We start from the raw sequence: 17,279 nt of genomic DNA on the forward strand, positions 1-17,279 counted from the left end.
CTTCGGAAAATCCAAGGCCCTCACCCTCCCGCTTCGCGGGTCCCTCCCTCTCCCGCCGGGGGCGGGAGAGGGGATGTTTCGACTACTCCGCGGCGACGGCGTCGCGGATCAGCGTCTCGCCGGGGCGGACGCGGGTGAAGGCGACCGGGGCGGTGGAGAGGGCGAGGCGCCCGTCCACCATCCGCACCAGCGTGTTGGCCGAGGTTTCCAGCGGCCCGGTCTCCGGGAAGTCGGCGCGGTAATGGGCGCCGCGGCTGTCCTCCCGCGCCAGGGCCGCGGTGGCGATGGCCTTGCTGACGAGGAGCTGGCTTTGCAGGTTCAGCCAGTCGTGCCAGGTCAGGTTGAACACCCGCGATGCCTCGGCCACACCCGTCGCCTCCAGCTCCGCCGACAGATCGTCGAGTGCCGTCAGCGCGCGGGTCAGCCCCTCCCGGTCGCGGACGATGCCGACATCGTCCCACATCAGGTCCAGCATCCGCTCGCGCAACGCGTTCAGATCGCCGCCCTTGCGGCCGAAGGGCGTCAGGCAACGTGTCACGGCGGCGTCCACCACCGTCTGATCGGGCTCGGCGAGGCCCGGCTTCTCCGCGGCGATCCAGGCGGCCATGCTGTCACCGGCGACTCCGCCGAAGACGGTGGAGTTGGCGACCCCGTTGCCGCCCAGCCGGTTGGCGCCGTGGATGCCGCCGGTGTCCTCCCCCGCCGCGAACAGGCCGGTCAGCGCGGTGCTGGTGTCGGTCTCGAACACCACGCCGCCCATCATGTAATGGGCGGTGGGCGTGACCTCGACCAACCCGGAGACGAGATCGAAGCCGACGTCGCGGCAGCGGTCCACCATGCCCTTGAACTCGCGGCGCACCATGACCGGGTCCAGGTGGCGCATGGTGATGTAGAGGCCGCCGTTGGGGCCGGTCCTGCCCTTGCGCATCTCCTCGTACATGCCGCGGCTGACGATGTCGCGGGTGGCCCGCTCGCCGCGCGGGTCGTACTTGTGCATGAAGCGCTCGCCGTCGCCGTCGAGCACATGGCCGCCGGCCCCGCGCAGCCCCTCCTCGATGATGGTGCCGGTGATGCGCGTGTCGTTGCCGGCGACGAGGCCGGTGGGGTGGAACTGCACCAGCTCCATGTCGCGGAGCGTCAGGCCGGCGTGCAGCGCCATCGCCATGCCGTCGCAGGTCTTGTCGCCCGACGGCGTGTGGTAGCGGTACATGCTGGGGCCGCCGCCGGTCGCCAGCAGCACGGCCTTGGCCCGCACCAGCCGGAAGCCGCCGTCGCGCATGTCGATCAGCAGCACCCCGGCGATGCGCGAGCCGTCCGTGGACGGGATCAGGGCGACCGCCCGGTGCTCCTCCAGCCGCTCGATGCCGCGCGCCCAGACCTGCTCGGACAGGCGGTTGATGATCTCGATCCCGGTCAGCGAACCCTTGTGCACCGTGCGGTCGAAGGTCTGGCCGGCGAAGGCCTTCTGGTGCAGCGTGCCGTCGGGGTTGCGGTCGAAGAAGCAGCCCAGTTCGTTCTCGAGCTCGAGGATGCGCTCGACCGCGACGTTGCAGAGCTTCCAGGCGAGCTCCTGGTGGTTCAGCCACTTGCCGCCCTCGATCGTGTCCATGAAATGGCGCTCGATCGAATCCTTGGGGTTGAGGGCGACGTTGTATCCGCCCTGCACCATGCGGGTGCAGCCGCATTTGCCGAGCAGCCCCTTGACCGCGATGGTGATGCGCAGATCGGGATTGGCGCGGTGGGCGTGCAGAGCCCCGAACAGCCCGGCTCCGCCGGAGCCCAGGATCAGCACGTCGGTCTCGTGTTGCCGGATCGTCTCACGCGTCATGGCTCACACCGCCAGCAGGAGGAAGAGAAGGCCGACCGCGAGCGCCACGCCGAAGGCGATGGCGATGCGCGTCTTCTGCGCGTCGCTCCAGGGCAGGAACTCCAGCGCCAGGACCCGCAGGCCCCCGGTCAGATGGACCGCCAGCAGGACGACCAGCCCGGTCTCCGCCAGCTTCACCAGCGGCCGATCGGTCCAGGATAGAAAACCGTCGAGCGACGCGCGCTCGACGGCAAGTCCCAGCACAAGGAGGTGCAGGGGCAGGAAAAGCGCGAGGCCCAGGCCGGACAGCCGGTGGACCAGGAACGCCCAGTAGGCGGGGTGGTTGCGCGAGGCGGCGACGCGGGACAGGGTGGACATGGTTCCTTCCTTTCCCTAGACGACGGCCGCGACGGCGCGGAAGCCGAGGATCAGCACGAGCGCCGCGAAGCCCAGCGCCGCCACGTCCAGGCCGCGCCCGTGCCAGGGCGTCCATTCCCGGACGATGCCGCGCAGCCCGATGGCGGCGTGCACCGCCGCGGCGACCACGAACAGCCCGTAGAAGCCGCCCCAAAGGACGCTTCCCTCGGTGCGCGCCAGGATCTCGTCGGCGCTCAGGCCCCCGCGCACGGCGACCAGGATGGTGACGAGGTGGATCAGCACCAGCGGGGCCATGATCATGGCGCTGATGCGCTGGGCGGCGAACAGCCGCAGCTCCAGCCGGCGCCCGCGCCGGCCGCCGGCCTTCGCGGCACCCGTGTCGTAGGACGCGGCGGTCACAGGTCACCCCGCAGCAGCGCGCCGAGCACCGACTTCTTCAGCCCGGTGATCGCCATGGACGGGTTCAGCCCGTTCGGACAGTGCTTGGTGCAGCTGCCCTGGCTGTGGCAGGCGTGGCAGCCCGCGTCGTCGGCCACGGCGGCCAGATGGCCGGAACGGTCGGCATCGCGCACGTCGTTGATCAGCGTCCAGGCGCGGTTGAGCGCGGCGGGGCCGAGATAATCGGGATTCCACGACACCACGTCGCAGGCGGCGTAGCAGACGGCGCAGCCGATGCACTCGATCCCGGCGGACGCCGCCTTGCGCTCGGCGCTCTCCGGGTCCACCCGGTGGAAGTCGCCGTCCGCCGTCGGGGTGGGGGAGAAGCGGCCGTAGGCGTCGCGCCACTTGTCGAAGAACTCGGTCATGTCGGCCGCCAGATCCTTGACGACCGGCAGGTTGCGCAGCGGGCGCAGCTCCAGATGACCGTCCTTCGCCACGCGCGACACATGGGTGCGGCAGGTCCAGCGCGGCGCCCCGTTCACCATCATGGCGCAGGACCCGCACATGCCGACCCGGCAGGCGAAGCGGTAGGTCAGTGTCGGGTCGAGGTGGCGCTGGATCCAGGTGACCACGTCCAGCACGGTCTGGCTGGTCCGGTGCGGCACGCGGAAGCTTTCCAGCCGGCCGTCCGCGGCGCCGCGCCAGACGGAAACGGTCAGCTCGCCGAGTTCGGTCGAGGCGGATGGCTGCGCGGCGGATGACTGCACGATGGGGTTCCTCCTTGGCGCCCTGTTGCCACGACCGTAAGTCCTATAGAGGACCTGTGTCAATAGGAAATGTTTGGTGTGCGGACGGTATCCGCGGGCAGCCGGCCTTGGACGCCGGTTCGGGAGCGCTTACAATGGTTTGCTCGGGATGCGGCGAGCAGCGCCGGTGCGGGCCGGACGGGGTGGGGTGGCGATGTCGGAGCAGGACACGGGCGGGGTCGTGCCCTTCCAGGGGCGGGCGAACCCGCGCCGCCGGGCGGCGGCGGAGGGGGGCGGGCCGAAATACGGCCAGGTCGCCAACCGCATCCTGCGGCAGATCGAGGGGGGCGTCTGGAAGCCCGGCGACCAGCTTCCGTCGGAGGCGGACCTCGCGAAGTCCATGGAGGTCAGCCTGGGCACCGTGCAGAAGGCGCTCCAGCTTCTGGTCGAGGACCGGGTGGTGGTGCGCCAGCACGGGCGCGGCACCTTCGTCGGCACCAGCCGCACGCCGGAGGAGGCGCTGCGCCACTTCCGCTTCCTGTCGGAGGGCGGCGACCGGCTGCTGCCGGTCTTCTCAACCGTGCTCGGCATCGCCGAGACCACCGAGCCCGGACCGTGGAGCCATTTCCTCAAGGACGAGTCAAGCTTTGTCACGCTGCGCCGCCGCCTCAGCGTCGGCGGGGAGTTCGACGTCTACAGCGAATTCTACCTGCCGGGATCGCGCGTGCGCACGCTGCTCGACATCCCGCCGGACGAGCTGGACGGCGTGCTGCTCCGCGACTTTCTGGCGGAGCGCTTCAACCTGCCCACGCTCCGCATGGAGCAGCGCATGCAGTGCGGCCTGATCCCGCCGCGGGTGTGCAACCTGATCAACCTGCCGCGCGGCAGCTTCGGCCTGATCTGGCACCTGCTCGGCTACAGCTACCGCGACGCGCCGGCCATCTTCCAGCGCGCCTACGTGCCGCCGACGGACCGGGCGTTGCAGATCGTGGATGCCGGCGGCTGATCAGACGGCGGTGGGCGTCACGACGACGGGGACGGCCGGCTCCGGCGTGACCGGCACCACCGCGGCCGGGCGCTTGAAGCGGCTGGTGGCCTCCGCCACCAGCGCCGCGACGGAGCGGTGCGCGGCGTCCGTCGCCTCGTGCGGCAGGGTCTTCAGCTCCACGCCGTCCGGCCCGACGACCAGCACCGCGCAGGGGATCACCCCGCCGCCCCCGCCGCCGCCGATCGGCTCGCCCAGGTAGGAGCCGCCGCCCGAGCCGACGCCGAAGGTGGTGATGAGCAGCGGGATGAGCGTGTAGTCCCCGACCGTGATCGGCGCCCCGACGGCGCCTTTGGACAGGATCTTCTCGAACTCTCCGGTCGTCGTCTTCATCAGTTCCACGGCCGGGTCGGTCAGACAGGCGAACGGATTCATGGGTCATCTCCACGCTGCACTGCGGGATGATAGCCGAAGGCGGGAATTCTGGCCAGGGTGACACGAGCGGCCAGCAATGAATACTTGAGTATGTCCATTCTTGTCCCCACCGATCATGGCGAGGACGGGCGGTAGGCTCGGCGCAAGCCTCCAACCAATGGCCGGCCGTCAACCACCCCGCACACAAACCATCCGTCCGTCAAACAAAAAGCTTGACCTCCGAACGAACCGCAGCCAGACTGTACCTGTCCTGTCATCTAGAGGAGTTCCGGTGTGACCGGCATCGACCTCGCCACCCTCGACGATCTCGACCCGCAAAGCCTGCGGCCGCTGTACCAGCAGTTGGCCGACCGGCTGGTACGGGCGATCGCCGCGGCGGGTGTGGTGTCGGGTCTGCGGCTGCCGAGCGAGGCGGAATGCGTGCGGCGCTTCGGCGTCAGCCGGCTCACCGTCCGGCAGGCCATGGGCGTGCTGGAGGCGGACGGGCTGGTGCGCCGCGTCGCCGGCCGCGGTACCTTCGCCGTGCCCCGCCCGGTCGAACACGACATGAGCGCCTCCTCATTCGAGGAGGACATGATCGAGACGCAGATGGCGGTGGAGCCGCGGCTGCTGAGCTGGAAGGCCGGCGACGCGACCGAGCCTGTCGCCCGCGCCCTGCGGCTTCCGGTCGGCGCCGCCGTCTGGCGGCTGGAGCGGCTGCGCATCGTCGATGGCGCACCACTCGGACTGGAGGTGCGCATCCTCGCCGAATCGATCGGCGCGAAGCTCAAGCTGGACGGGCTGCAGATCGAGCCGGTCTTCGCGATGGTGCAGCGGATCACCGGGCGCAAGCTGCACCGCATCGAGCACATGGTCGGCTGCCACGGCGCCGACGAGCGCGAGGCGCGTCTGCTCGACGTGCCGCGCGGGGCGCCGCTGCTGTGGCGCGAGCACACCTATTTCGATGCCGAGGGGGAGCCCATGATCCACGGGCACAACATCTTCCGCGGCGACCGCTACCGCTTCCGCTTCGAGACCGGCACGCAGCCCATCCGCGGACGGCTCGCCGAATCAACCGTGCTGCCGCCGCGCCAGACCGGTACGGCCTGACCACGGCAGCGCAGCGGACCGCCCGCCGAACGAGGCCGTCCGGAACCGAGTTGGGAGGAGACGACTATGGCCCGAAGGCTGTCCTTCGGCGTCCGTCTCGCCGTCCAGGGCGAGATGGGGGCCACGTCATCCGGTTTCGACTACGCGCTGGAGATGGCGCGCATCGCCGAGGATCTGGGCTTCGACAGCGCCTGGATTCCCGACCACGTGGAGAATGCGCACCTCGACCGGTCCAAGCCGATCCTGGAGCATTGGACCACCATCACCGCCATCGGCGCGCTGACCAAGCGCATCCGGCTTGGCGGCCACTCGCTCAACAACAACCTGCGCCACCCCGGCCTGACCGCCAAGATCGCGGCCACGCTGGACCACATCACCGGCGGCCGCGTGATCATCGCGCCCGGGTCCGGCTGGTTCCGGAGCGAGCTGGAATCCTACGGCTTCGAGTGGGACGAGCACGATGGCCGCAGCCGCCGGATGTACGAGGCGTGCGAGGTGATGCAGAAGCTCTTCACCGAGGAGGTGACAACCTACGCGGGATATCACTACCGGTTCAAGGACGCTTATTGCAACCCGAAGCCGGTGCAGCGGCCCTGGCCGCCCTTCTGGATCGCCGGCGACAGCGAGCGCACGCGGGAGATCATCCACGATTTCGCCGACTGCTGGTTCATGTACTCCAAGCCGCCGGAGCAGGTGGCGGCGCTGGTGGAACCGATGCGTGCCCGGCGCGGCCCCGACCGGCCGCTGGAGGTGGCGGTGTCGGCGGTCTACCTGTCCGGCGACGGCGAGGACGAGATCATGCGCTGGGCGCGCATGTACGCCAAGGAGCGCGAGCACCGCTTTCCGGTGCCGCCCACCGTGCAGGACATCCTGGACTCCAACCTTCTCGGCGACGAGGGGCGCATCCGGGAACGGCTCGACCGCTGGATCGACGCCGGGGTGAACCACGTCGTCATCCAGCCCATGCCGCCGATCGACGGCATGCGGCGCTTCGGTGAACGCATTCTGCCGGCCTACGCGTGATCCGCAAACACGAGGCCGGCCAACTGGGGAGGTCAAACATGGCAGGAAAAACGATGAAAACCACCCGCATCGCCCTCGCTCTCGCCGCCGCCGTCACCATGGCCGCGGCCCCGGCGCTGGCGCAGGACAAGTTCCCGTCCCGTCCCGTGGACGTCGTCGTGCCCTGGGGACCGGGCGGCGGGGCCGACGCCATGGCGCGCCAGGCGGCGCGTCTGGCCGAGCCGATCCTGGGGGTGGCCATGCCGGTCGCCAACATCTCCGGCGCGTCCGGCAACGCCGGCATGACCCGCATCGCCACCAACCCGGCGGACGGGCAGACGGTGGGCGTGCTGATCGCCATCACCGTGTCGTCCTGGGCCACCGGCCTCGGCACCGCGCGGCCGAAGGACTTCACCGTCGTCGGCTTCATGCAGAACTCGCCGTCGATGCTGCTGGTGCCGAAGAGCAGCCCGTTCAAGACCGCCAAGGAGCTGCTCGACCACGCCAAGGCGAACCCCGGCAAGCTGCGCGTGGCGACCTCCGGCTACGGCTCGCAGGACGACATCACGCTGCGTTACCTCGCCCAGCAGGGCTTCCCGATGACCAACGTGCCCTTCGCCCGCCCGGCGGAGCGCTACGCTTCCACCGTCGGCGCGCACACCGACGTGATCTACGAGGAGCCCGGCGACGTCGTGCAGTTCATCAAGTCGGGCGACCTGCGTCCGCTGCTGATCTTCGACGACAACCGCCACGAATCCTTCCCCGACGTCACGACGTCCAAGGAAATGGGGATGCAGATCAGCGATCTGCCGAACTTCCGGACGCTCGTCGTCAAGGCCGACACCCCCGCCGACAAGGTGAAGGTGCTGCGCGCCGCCTTCGACAAGGTGCTGGCGTCGCCGGAGTGGAAGAAGTTCTGCACCGACACCTTCACCTGCGTCGCCAAGCCGCTGAGCCAGGAGGAGGCACAGAAGGAGGTCGTCAGCTTCTACGACACGGTCCAGAAGTACATGCAGCAGTTCCCGCAGGTGAAGGAGGGGGCGAAGGGTGGCTGATCCGGCCCCCGGACTGAGTCTGCATCAAGGGTAAGGAGTGACCGTCATGCGCATCGACCGGATCGCCGTCCATCGGCTGCGGTTGCCGCTCGTCATCCCCTACAAGCTGGCCTTCGGGCCGGTGGAGGCGTTCGACACCATGCTGGTGGCGGTGACGGGGGAGGACGGGCGCACGGGGTGGGGTGAAGCCACCCCGCTCGCCGGATACACCGAGGAGGTGCCGGACGTCGCGTGGCGGTTCCTGAGCGAGGAGACGGGGCGGCTGGCGGGCGCCACGGCGGAGGAGGCGAAGGCCGAACTCGGCCGTCACGTGCACGAGCATCCCTTCGGCGTCACCGCCGCCGTCACCGCCATCGAGATGCTGGAAGGGCATCCGCTTCTCGACCATGGGGAGGGGCGGCGGGTGCCGCTTCTGGCCATCATCAACGCCATGGAACCGGCGGCCATCCGCGCGGAGGTGGAAGCCCGCCTCGCCGACGGCTACCGCACGCTGAAGGTCAAGGTCGGCTTCGACCCGGACCGCGACGCGCCGCGGGTGGCCGGCATCCAGGCGATGCTGGACGGCCGGGCGACGATCCGGCTGGACGGCAACCAGGGTTACGACCGCGGGGGCGCCGTGCGCTTCCTGAAGGCGCTCGACCCCACCGCGATCGAGCTGGTCGAACAGCTCTGCCCGGCCGGTGATTGGGACGCCGCGGTGGCGGTGGCCGAGACCGGCCGCGGTCAGGGCATCCCCATCATGCTCGACGAGTCCATCTACGGCTTGGAGGACATCGAGCGGGCGGCCGAGCTGCGCGCGGCCACCCACATCAAGCTCAAGCTCATGAAGTGCGGCGGCCTCACCGCCTGCGCCGACCTGCTGGAGCGCATCCGCGCGCTCGGCATGGAGCCGGTGCTGGGCAACGGCGTGGCCGCCGACATCGGCTGCTGGATGGAGGCCTGCGTCGCGCACCGCCACATCCGCAACGCCGGCGAGATGAACGGATTCCTGAAACCGCGCGAGAGCGTGCTTGCCGATCCGCTGACCCGCCAGGGCCCGGACGTGGCGCTGCCGAAAGGCTGGACGCCGCAACCGGACCCGGCGCGGCTGGAACGGCTGAGCGTGGCGGCGGCGGCGTTCGGGCGATAGGGGGCCCGACGCGATCACCCCCGCGAACAACCAAACAATCGAGGACACCATGACCGGCAGAACGCTCGTCACCGGCGTGATCGGGTCGGACACCCACATCGTCGGCAACCGCATCCTCACCATGGCGCTGGAAGCAGCCGGCTACCGCGTGGTGTCGCTGGGCGCGCTGACCCCGGCGGAGGAGTTCGTCCGTGCCGCCATCGAGACGGCGGCCGACGCCATCCTCGTCTCCTCCCTCTACGGGCAGGGGGAACTGGACTGCCGCGGCTTCCGCGACCGCTGCGTGGAGGCGGGGATCGGCGACATCCTGCTCTATGTCGGCGGCAACCTCGTGGTCGGCAAGCAGCCCTGGCCGGAGGTGGAGAAGCGCTTCACCGACATGGGCTTCGACCGCGCCTTCCCGCCCGGCACCCGCACCGACGAGGTGATCGACATCCTGGCACGCGACTTTGGCGCGCGCGCGGAACCGGTGCGGAGCGCGTCGTGAGCGACGGCGGCCACGCTCTTCTGGTGGATTTCGGCAGCACCTACACCAAGCTGCGCGCCGTCGATCTGGCGTCCGGCCGCATTGTCGGCACCGGGCAGGGGCCGTCCACCGTGACCACCGACGTGACGGTGGGGATGGAGCAGGCGCTGGCGGATCTGGCCCGTCGGCTCGGCGGGACGCTGCCCGTCTTCCGCCACCGGCTGGCCTCCAGCAGCGCCGCCGGCGGCCTGCGCATGGTCACGGTCGGGCTGGTGAAGGAGCTGACGGCGGAGGCCGCGCGGCTGGCCGCACTCGGCGCCGGGGCCAAGCTGGTGGGGACCTTCGCCTACAGCCTCACGGCGGAGGACGTGACCACCATCGAGGATCTGGCCCCCGACATCCTGCTGCTGGCCGGTGGCACCGACGGCGGCAACAGCGCGGTGATCCTGGAGAACGCTGCGGCGCTGTCCGTGGCGTCGATCCGCTGCCCGGTGGTGGTCGCCGGCAACCGCAACGCCGCGACCGAAGCGAAGCGGCGGCTGGAGGCCGGCGGCAAGCCGGTCGTCGTCACCCGCAACGTGATGCCGGAGTTCGGCAAGCTGGACCTGGAACCGGCGCGCGACGCCATCCGCGCGATCTTCATCGATCGCATCGTGCACGCCAAGGGCATCGACCGCGCCGCCGGCATGCTCGACGCCGTGCTGATGCCCACCCCCGCCGCGGTGCTGGACGGCGCGCAGCTCATCGCCGAGGGGATCGAAGGGCAGGGCGGCCTGGGGCCACTGGTCGTCGTCGATATCGGCGGCGCCACCACCGACGTGCATTCGGTCTGCTCGGGCGAGCCGGCGCGCTCCGGTGTGCTCGTCCACGGCCTGCCCGAGCCCTACCTGAAGCGCACGGTGGAGGGCGACCTCGGCATGCGCCACAACGCCGCCGCCATCGTCGAGGCGGTCGGGCCTGCCCGCATCGCCGCCGACGCCGGCCTGCCGGCCGAGCGCGTGGCGGCCCTGCTGGCATTGCTCGCCGACGAGGTGGAGCGGGTGCCGCAGACCCCGGACGAGGCCCGCTTCGACCGGGCGCTTGCCCGCGCGGCGATCGGCCTCGCCGCCGCCCGCCACGCCGGCACGGTGGAGACGGTCTACGCCGTCACCGGCCCGGTGACCGTGCAGCGCGGCAAGGATCTGAGCGCCGTCACCACCCTGATCGGGACCGGCGGCGCCCTGGTGCACGCCGACGACCCGGCCGACCTGCTGCGCCCGGCGCTGGCCGACCCGTCGGCGCCGGGATCGCTGCGGCCCGAACGGCCGCGGATGCTGCTCGACCGCCATTACCTGCTCTACGCCGTCGGCCTGCTGCGCGCGGTGGATCCCGCCGCAGCCCTGGCCCTCGGTCTCAACCACCTCGACACGCTGGAGGAGGGCTGCCATGCCCGGCACCGTTGCGTCTCTTGACCCGAACCCGCCGACCCTGCCGCTGAGCGACGCCGCCATTCCCGGCGACCTGTTCGCCCGCATGCGGCGCGACAATCTCGCCCGCTGGCCGACCGGCGCCCGCGTCGACGTGGAGGAGGCGGCGGCCTTCCACAAGACCCTGCCCGCGCACAAGCGGCTGCCCGCCGTGCTGCGCCGGGCGGTGGCGGAGGGCCGTTGCCTGACCCAGCCGCGCGGCGGCTTCGCCACGCTGGCGATGCAGACGGAGCTGATGCGCACGCTGGACCGCGACGGCATGGCGGACATCGTGCCCACCACCACCGACAGCTACACCCGCAACGAGCAGTTCGTGCAGGCCCAGCGGGGCGTGGAGGAGTCGGAACGGCTCGGGCGGTCGATGCTGAACGGCTTTCCGCTGGTCAACTACGGGGTGGACGCCTGCCGCGCGCTGATCGCGGGGATCGAGAAGCCGGCCATCGTGCTGTCCGGCACCGCCATGCCCAAGCTGACGGCGGAGATCGGATACGCCGGCGGCTACACCGGCTATCTGGGATCGGGCATCGCCTACACCGTCTCCTACACCAAGGAGACGACGATCGAGGAGGGCATCCGGAACTACCAGTATGTCGACCGCCTCGCCGCCCTCTACCAGGAGCACGGGGTGGAGTTGCACCGGCGCCAGCCGGGTTTCCTGACCGGCACCATCATCCCGCCCTCCATCGCCATCATGACCTGCGTGCTCGACCTGCTGCTGGCGGCCAGGCAGGGGGTGCGGCATTACGGGCTGGAGCTGGGGCAGTGCCTGCACCTCGTGCAGGACGCCGCGGCTATCCGCGCCTGCCGCGAGCTGTGCCAGGAGTATCTGGCGCGCTTCGGCTACACCGACGTCTTCACCCCCGTCACCAGCCTGCACTGGATGGGAGCATGGCCGGCGGACGAGGCGCAGGCCGCCGCCCTGATCGGCTATGGCGGCACCCTGGCGGCCGTCGGCGGGGCGTCCAGCGTCACCACCAAGAGCACGCACGAGGCCATCGGCATCCCGACCCCGCAGGCCAACGCCGAGGGGCTGCGCACCACCCGCATGGCGATCCACGTCTCCTACGGCGTGCGGCTGGACGGGCTGCCGGCCCACGAGTTCGAGGTGGACCTGATCAAGCGCGAGGTGCGCGCGGTGGTCGACCGGGTGCTGGAGATGGGCGACGGCGACGTCGCCGTCGGCACCGTGCGGGCCTTCGCGGCCGGGGTGATGGATATCCCCTGGTCGCCGAACCGGCAGGTGAAGAGCCGGGTGCTGCCGGCGCGCGACGCCGACGGCTGCATCCGCATCCTGGATGCCGGCGACATGCCGATCCCGCGCGACGTGATGGAGATCCACGAGGAGAAGCTGCGCCGCCGCGCCGAGCGGGAGCGTGTGCCATTCGACCATCAGCTCGCCGTCGGCAGCGTCTATGAGTTGAGCGAGCCGCTGTCCCGGCTGATGCCGGCGATGGTGGCGTAGGGGGAGTTGCTGAGCGGGCCCCCCTCCCGACCTCCCTCCGCTGGGCGGGGGGAGGGTTTGGGTGGGGGCCCCACGCGGACACCTAAGGGAACAACCATGAAAGCCATCACCATCGACGCGTACGGCGACGCCTCCGCCATGCGCCTCGCCGAGGTCCCGGAGCCGGAGCCGGGACCGGGCGAGGCGTTGGTGCGTCTGGCGGTCGCCGGGATCAACTACATCGACGTCTACATGCGCAAGGGGATCTACAAGAACTCCCGCACCTACGGCGCGCCGCTGCCGATGACGCTGGGGATGGAGGGGGCCGGCGTGGTGGAGGCGGTGGGCGAGGGCGTCACCGACGTGAAGCCCGGCGACCGCGTCGCCTGGTGCCTGGTGCGCGGCTCCTACGCCGAGCGGGCGGTGGTGCCGGTGGACAAGCTGGTGCCGGTGCCGGACGGCGTGCCCTTCGCGGTGGCCGCCGCGTTGCAGCTCCAGGGCGCAACCGCCCATTACCTCAGCCATTCCCTGTTCCCGCTGCAGCCGGGGCAGGCCTGCCTCGTCCATGCCGCGGCCGGCGGGGTCGGGCAGCTCCTGGTCCAGCTCGGCCGCATCCGCGGCGCACGGGTGTTCGGCACGGTGGGCAGCCGCGACAAGGCGGAACTCGTCGAAGGGCTTGGGGCGGAGCGCGCCATCCTCTACCGGGAGGAGGATTTCCAGCCGATCGTGCGCGACCTGACCGGTGGCGAGGGCGTCCACGTCGTCTATGATTCGGTCGGCAAGGACACCATCCACCGCAGCATGGCGAGCCTGCGCCGCCGCGGCACCTGCGTGCTGTTCGGCGCCAGCTCCGGCCCGGTGCCGTCGATCGAGCCGATCGAGCTGGCGGAGGCCGGGTCGATCTTCTTCACCCGCCCGCATCTGGCTGACTACATCGCCACCGCCGACGAGCGCCGCGCGCGCGCGTCCGACCTGTTCGCCGCGTACCGCACCGGAAACCTGCACGTCGCCATCGACCGTGAACTGCCGCTGGACGCCGCCGTGGAGGCGCACGGGGTGATGGAAAGCCGCGCCACGCGCGGCAAGGTCGTGCTCCGGATTGCGTCCGACGATTCCGTTCAATGAGACAAAACGGATCGTTTGATGATAGGATTGTCGAAAAGCACTTGCTCCTGATGCTGAACTTTGGCAGGATCGAGACGGATCATATCGCTGGGTGAGACTGTCCGAATCGTCGTTCCGTCCCCTCCCAGCGACGCGAAGCCGCTTCCGGTCCGGTGCGGCACGGAAGCGGCCCAAGAAACAACGGGAGGGAACGAGCATGGTCGATATGCGTGTGTTTGCCCGCATCGCCACGCCGCTCGCGATGATCGTCTGCATCTTTCTTCTGTCCGGCCGGATCTTCGACAATCCGCGGGCCGCCCAGATGATTCCGGACTCCTTCGGTCCGGCCTTCTGGCCGACCTGGCTGTTGTGGGGGGTGGGCATCTGCTGCGCCCTGTGGGCGCTGCACGAGTTCTGGATGCTCCGCAAGGCGCCCGCCGCCGCGGCCCCCGCCGAGGAGCCGAAGGACGAGGAGGAGTACGACACCAAGCTGGCCTGGATCGGCATGGCCGTGGTGTTCGTCTACGCTTATCTGATCCAGCAGATCGGCTTCCCCATCGCGACCTTCCTGTTCCTGATCACTTGGTGCCTGCTCGGCGGCTACCGCCGGCCGGTGAAAGTGCTTCTGGTCGGGCTGCTCGGCACCATGGCTTTCCTCTACATGTTCGTCATGATCGCGCTGATGCCGCTGGACCGTGGTCACGGCGTGTTTGACGACATCACCGTGGCGACCTATCGCCTGCTCGGCATCTACTGAGGACGGGGCGGACCCATGGAATCCTTCGAACTTCTGCTCACCGGCCTCGGCAACGCGCTGTCGCTCTACAATTTCGGCGTGCTGGTCATCGGCATGATGGTGGGGACGGTGGCGGGGGCGCTGCCGGGCATCTCCTTCGTGAACGCGATGGCCATGGCGCTGCCCTTCACCTACATGATGCAACCCACGATGGCGATGACCTTCCTGGGCGGCATCTATGTGGGCGGCGTCTTCGGCGGCTCGATCTCCTCGATCCTGATCAACATCCCCGGCACGCCGGCATCCCTGCCGGCTTGCTGGGACGGTTACCCGATGACCAAGAAAGGGCTGTCCAAGCGGGCGCTGCGCATCGCGCTGACCTCGTCCGCCATCGGCGGCTTCGCCAGCGCGTTGCTGCTGACCTTCGGCTCGCCGCCCTTCGCCCGCTTCGCGCTGACCTTCGACCAGCCGGAATTCTTCGCGGCGACGGTGCTGGGCCTCGTCTCGGTGATCGCCATCGCCAAGGACGCGCCGGTGATCACCATGGTGTCGCTGTTTCTCGGCATGCTGGTGGCGACGGTCGGCGTCGATCCGATGTACGGCATGGCGCGCTTCACCTTCGGCATCGCCGATGCGCAGAGCGGCATCAACTTCACGGTGGTGATGATCGGCCTCTTCGCCATCGGCGAGGTGGTCGACCTCATGTGCTCCAAGATGAACCTGAATCCCAAGGCCGACAGCGAAGCGGGGCAGGGGTTCAAGCTCAGCGAATTCCCGATGATCCAGTGGGCGGTGGCGCGCGCCACGGCGCTCGGCTGCGTCATCGGCACCATTCCCGGCGCCGGCGCCACGGTGGCCGCGGTGATCGCCTACGGCATCGAGAAGCAGGCGTCCAAGCGCGGCAAGCAGTTCGGCACCGGTGTCGAGGAGGGGCTGGCCGCCCCCGAGGCGGCGAAGAACGCCACCACCGGTGCGGCCATGATCCCGCTGCTGACGCTGGGCATCCCCGGCAGTGCGGCGACCGCGATCATGCTGGCGGCGCTGATGCTGCACGGGATCGCGCCGGGGCCGCTGCTGTTCACCTCCGACACGACGATGGTCTACACCATCTTCGCCTCCATGCTGCTCGCCAATCTGCTGATGGTGGCGGCGGCGCTGATGGTGGCGCGCGGCTTCTCCACCCTGATGAAGACGCCGACCGCCGTGCTGGGCGCCTTCATCATCGTGCTCAGCATCCTCGGCGCCTACAGCGTGCGGAACAACTTCTTCGACGTGTGGGTCTGCCTCGGCTGCGGCGTTGCCGGCTACATCATGAAGCGCACCGGTTTTCCGTCCGCACCGCTGGTGTTGGGCGTGATCCTGGGGCCGCTGGCCGAGCGCTACTTCCTCACCTCGCTCGCCAACTACGACAACAACGTCTTCATCTTCGTCGAACGGCCGATCAGCGGGACCATCCTGTTCCTGGCCACGATCTTCTGCCTGTGGGCCCTGTGGCCGATGCTGCGCGGCGCCTGGCCGGCCAAGGCCTCCGGCCTTGCCGACCCGGACAGCGCCGCACCCCACAAGCCCGGCTCCGCCCGCGGCTGACCGCCGAACAAACCGACGATCACTGGGAGGGTCATTTCTCATGGACACGATCACGAAGACCGAACGGCCTCAGACGCCGGAGCAGGCCCTGGTGGCGGAGTATGTCGCCCGTGCCCGCAAGGCCCAGGCTGCCTTCGCCTACGCCGACCAGGAGACCACCGACATGGCCGTGCGCGCCGTGGCGTGGTCCCTCTACAAGCCCGAGCACGCCCGGATGCTGGCGGAACTGGCGGTCGAGGACACCGGGATCGGCAACGTGCCGGACAAGGTGACCAAGAACACCCGCAAGACCTTCGGCACGCTGCGCGACCTGCTGCGCGCCAAGTCCGTCGGCATCATCGAGGAGGACAAGGCCAAGGGGCTGGTGAAGTACGCCAAGCCGGTGGGCGTGGTGGCGGCGATCACCCCCTCCACCAACCCGGCGGCGACCCCGATCAACAAGGCTATGATGGCGATCAAGGGCCGCAACGCCATCATCATGGCCTCCTCCCCGTCCGGCCTGAAGACCACCTGCAAGACGGTCGAGCTGGCTCGCCAGGCGCTGGAGGCGCTGGGCCTGCCGCCCGACCTGATCCAGGCGCTGCCCAAGGCGTCCAAGCCGATGACCGACGCGCTGATGAAGTCGGTGGACCTGATCGTCGCCACCGGCTCGCAGGCCAACGTGCGCGCCGCCTACTCCAGCGGCACCCCGGCGATCGGCGTCGGTGCCGGCAATGTGCCGGTGATCATCGACGACAGCGCCGATTTCAAGGACGCGGCGGAGAAGATCACGGCGTCGAAGATCTTCGACAACTCCACCTCCTGCTCGTCGGAGAACTCGGTCACCATCCTCGACGGCGTCTACGACGAGGCGATGGCGGCCCTGAAGGCGGCCGGTGGCTATCTCTGCACGCCGGAGGAGCGCCAGCGCGTGCTCAGCCTGCTGTGGGTCGACGGCAAGCTGAACCGAGACCTGATCGCCCACGACGCCAAGGTGCTGGCGGAAGCCTTCCAGCTCGCACCCGAAGCCCACTCCGCCAAGTTCTTCATGGTGGAGGAGGACGGCGTCGGCTACGACCACCCCTTCTCCGGCGAGAAGCTGTCGCTGGTGCTGGCCGTCTACCGCGCCAAGGATTATCCGGCCGCCAAGGAGCAGATCCGCAAGATCCTGGATTTCCAGGGCCGCGGCCATTCCTGCGGCATCCACACCAAGAACATGGACCACGCCCGCGATCTGGCGGAGGACCTGGAGGTGGTGCGCGTGCTGGTCAACCAGGCGCACACCTTCGGCAACGGCGGTGGCTTCAACTCCGGCCTCAACTTCACGCTCAGCATGGGCTGCGGCACCTGGGGCAAGAACAGCATCACCGAGAACCTCAGCCTGAAGAACTTCCTCAACATCACCCACCTCGTGACCGTCATCCCCGAGGACAAGCCGTCCGAGGAGGAGCTGTTCGGCCCGCTCTGGGCGAAGGTGGGCAAGTAACCGGGCG

The 17,279-nt window shown here is 69.6% G+C and carries 17 protein-coding genes; 12 read left to right on the top strand and 5 right to left on the bottom strand.

Annotated features, from left to right (window positions below; all coding sequences use genetic code 11):
- Positions 1 to 82 precede the first annotated feature (82 nt).
- The 4 genes from HL658_RS11805 to HL658_RS11820 are packed head-to-tail and all read right to left on the bottom strand — an operon-like array spanning position 83 to position 3,333.
- The gene (locus HL658_RS11805) at positions 83 to 1,828 is read right to left on the bottom strand and encodes an L-aspartate oxidase (RefSeq protein WP_180281863.1); all 1,746 of its coding nucleotides are present in this window, start codon (positions 1,826 to 1,828) and stop codon (positions 83 to 85) included.
- 3 nt (positions 1,829 to 1,831) lie between these two features.
- Positions 1,832 to 2,185, bottom strand: coding sequence for a succinate dehydrogenase/fumarate reductase transmembrane subunit (locus HL658_RS11810; RefSeq protein WP_180281862.1), 354 nt, complete (start codon positions 2,183 to 2,185; stop codon positions 1,832 to 1,834).
- A gap of 15 nt (positions 2,186 to 2,200) precedes the next feature.
- The gene (locus HL658_RS11815) at positions 2,201 to 2,584 is read right to left on the bottom strand and encodes a succinate dehydrogenase (RefSeq protein ID WP_343055070.1); all 384 of its coding nucleotides are present in this window, start codon (positions 2,582 to 2,584) and stop codon (positions 2,201 to 2,203) included.
- Positions 2,581 to 3,333, bottom strand: a complete 753-nt coding sequence (locus HL658_RS11820) for a 2Fe-2S iron-sulfur cluster-binding protein (RefSeq protein WP_180281861.1) — start codon at positions 3,331 to 3,333, stop codon at positions 2,581 to 2,583. The genes HL658_RS11815 and HL658_RS11820 overlap by 4 nt, the downstream gene beginning before the upstream one ends.
- 193 nt (positions 3,334 to 3,526) lie before the next feature.
- On the opposite strand from HL658_RS11820, the gene HL658_RS11825 reads away from it, so the two are divergent.
- A complete protein-coding gene (locus HL658_RS11825; RefSeq protein ID WP_180281860.1) occupies positions 3,527 to 4,318 on the top strand; it encodes a GntR family transcriptional regulator in 792 nt (263 codons plus the stop codon).
- On the opposite strand, the gene HL658_RS11830 is transcribed toward HL658_RS11825, so the two are convergent.
- Positions 4,319 to 4,732, bottom strand: coding sequence for a GerW family sporulation protein (locus HL658_RS11830; RefSeq protein WP_180281859.1), 414 nt, complete (start codon positions 4,730 to 4,732; stop codon positions 4,319 to 4,321).
- A 273-nt stretch (positions 4,733 to 5,005) separates the two neighbouring features.
- On the opposite strand from HL658_RS11830, the gene HL658_RS11835 reads away from it, so the two are divergent.
- From HL658_RS11835 to sauS, 11 genes are all read left to right on the top strand, one after another.
- Complete coding sequence (locus HL658_RS11835; RefSeq protein ID WP_180281858.1) at positions 5,006 to 5,821, top strand: UTRA domain-containing protein; 816 nt, start codon at positions 5,006 to 5,008, stop codon at positions 5,819 to 5,821.
- Positions 5,822 to 5,887: 66 nt separating this feature from the next.
- The gene (locus HL658_RS11840; RefSeq protein WP_180281857.1) at positions 5,888 to 6,844 is read left to right on the top strand and encodes an LLM class flavin-dependent oxidoreductase; all 957 of its coding nucleotides are present in this window, start codon (positions 5,888 to 5,890) and stop codon (positions 6,842 to 6,844) included.
- 53 nt (positions 6,845 to 6,897) lie between these two features.
- Positions 6,898 to 7,878, top strand: coding sequence for a tripartite tricarboxylate transporter substrate binding protein (locus HL658_RS11845; RefSeq protein ID WP_180281856.1), 981 nt, complete (start codon positions 6,898 to 6,900; stop codon positions 7,876 to 7,878).
- Positions 7,879 to 7,924: 46 nt separating this feature from the next.
- Entirely contained in the window at positions 7,925 to 9,007 is a 1,083-nt protein-coding gene (locus HL658_RS11850; RefSeq protein ID WP_180281855.1) for a mandelate racemase/muconate lactonizing enzyme family protein, read from the top strand.
- Between the two features lie 49 nt (positions 9,008 to 9,056).
- Complete coding sequence (gene glmS / locus HL658_RS11855; protein WP_180281854.1) at positions 9,057 to 9,494, top strand: methylaspartate mutase subunit S; 438 nt, start codon at positions 9,057 to 9,059, stop codon at positions 9,492 to 9,494.
- A complete protein-coding gene (gene glmL, locus HL658_RS11860; protein ID WP_180281853.1) occupies positions 9,491 to 10,924 on the top strand; it encodes a methylaspartate mutase accessory protein GlmL in 1,434 nt (477 codons plus the stop codon). The genes glmS and glmL overlap by 4 nt, the downstream gene beginning before the upstream one ends.
- The gene (locus HL658_RS11865; protein WP_180281852.1) at positions 10,899 to 12,401 is read left to right on the top strand and encodes a methylaspartate mutase subunit E; all 1,503 of its coding nucleotides are present in this window, start codon (positions 10,899 to 10,901) and stop codon (positions 12,399 to 12,401) included. The genes glmL and HL658_RS11865 overlap by 26 nt, the downstream gene beginning before the upstream one ends.
- Before the next feature lie 96 nt (positions 12,402 to 12,497).
- On the top strand, positions 12,498 to 13,505 hold the full coding sequence (locus tag HL658_RS11870) for a quinone oxidoreductase family protein (protein ID WP_180281851.1): 1,008 nt from the start codon (positions 12,498 to 12,500) through the stop codon (positions 13,503 to 13,505).
- 196 nt (positions 13,506 to 13,701) lie between these two features.
- Positions 13,702 to 14,241 carry a tripartite tricarboxylate transporter TctB family protein gene (locus HL658_RS11875; protein ID WP_180281850.1) on the top strand — a complete coding sequence of 180 codons (540 nt, stop codon included), beginning with the start codon at positions 13,702 to 13,704 and terminating at the stop codon, positions 14,239 to 14,241.
- Positions 14,242 to 14,256: 15 nt separating this feature from the next.
- Entirely contained in the window at positions 14,257 to 15,807 is a 1,551-nt protein-coding gene (locus tag HL658_RS11880) for a tripartite tricarboxylate transporter permease (protein WP_180281849.1), read from the top strand.
- Between the two features lie 40 nt (positions 15,808 to 15,847).
- On the top strand, positions 15,848 to 17,272 hold the full coding sequence (sauS, locus tag HL658_RS11885) for an acylating sulfoacetaldehyde dehydrogenase (protein ID WP_180281848.1): 1,425 nt from the start codon (positions 15,848 to 15,850) through the stop codon (positions 17,270 to 17,272).
- Positions 17,273 to 17,279 lie beyond the last annotated feature (7 nt).

This window comes from Azospirillum oleiclasticum, assembly GCF_013423485.1.
GTDB classification, from domain to species: Bacteria; Pseudomonadota; Alphaproteobacteria; order Azospirillales; family Azospirillaceae; genus Azospirillum; species Azospirillum oleiclasticum.

Coding starts and splice junctions, on each gene's coding strand:
- HL658_RS11805 (WP_180281863.1), bottom strand. CDS start 1,828: ATGACGCGTGAGACGATCCGGCAACACGAGACCGACGTGCTGATCCTG.
- HL658_RS11810 (WP_180281862.1), bottom strand. CDS start 2,185: ATGTCCACCCTGTCCCGCGTCGCCGCCTCGCGCAACCACCCCGCCTAC.
- HL658_RS11825 (WP_180281860.1), top strand. CDS start 3,527: ATGTCGGAGCAGGACACGGGCGGGGTCGTGCCCTTCCAGGGGCGGGCG.
- HL658_RS11830 (WP_180281859.1), bottom strand. CDS start 4,732: ATGAATCCGTTCGCCTGTCTGACCGACCCGGCCGTGGAACTGATGAAG.
- HL658_RS11840 (WP_180281857.1), top strand. CDS start 5,888: ATGGCCCGAAGGCTGTCCTTCGGCGTCCGTCTCGCCGTCCAGGGCGAG.
- HL658_RS11845 (WP_180281856.1), top strand. CDS start 6,898: ATGAAAACCACCCGCATCGCCCTCGCTCTCGCCGCCGCCGTCACCATG.
- HL658_RS11850 (WP_180281855.1), top strand. CDS start 7,925: ATGCGCATCGACCGGATCGCCGTCCATCGGCTGCGGTTGCCGCTCGTC.
- glmS (WP_180281854.1), top strand. CDS start 9,057: ATGACCGGCAGAACGCTCGTCACCGGCGTGATCGGGTCGGACACCCAC.
- HL658_RS11865 (WP_180281852.1), top strand. CDS start 10,899: ATGCCCGGCACCGTTGCGTCTCTTGACCCGAACCCGCCGACCCTGCCG.
- HL658_RS11870 (WP_180281851.1), top strand. CDS start 12,498: ATGAAAGCCATCACCATCGACGCGTACGGCGACGCCTCCGCCATGCGC.
- HL658_RS11875 (WP_180281850.1), top strand. CDS start 13,702: ATGGTCGATATGCGTGTGTTTGCCCGCATCGCCACGCCGCTCGCGATG.
- HL658_RS11880 (WP_180281849.1), top strand. CDS start 14,257: ATGGAATCCTTCGAACTTCTGCTCACCGGCCTCGGCAACGCGCTGTCG.
- sauS (WP_180281848.1), top strand. CDS start 15,848: ATGGACACGATCACGAAGACCGAACGGCCTCAGACGCCGGAGCAGGCC.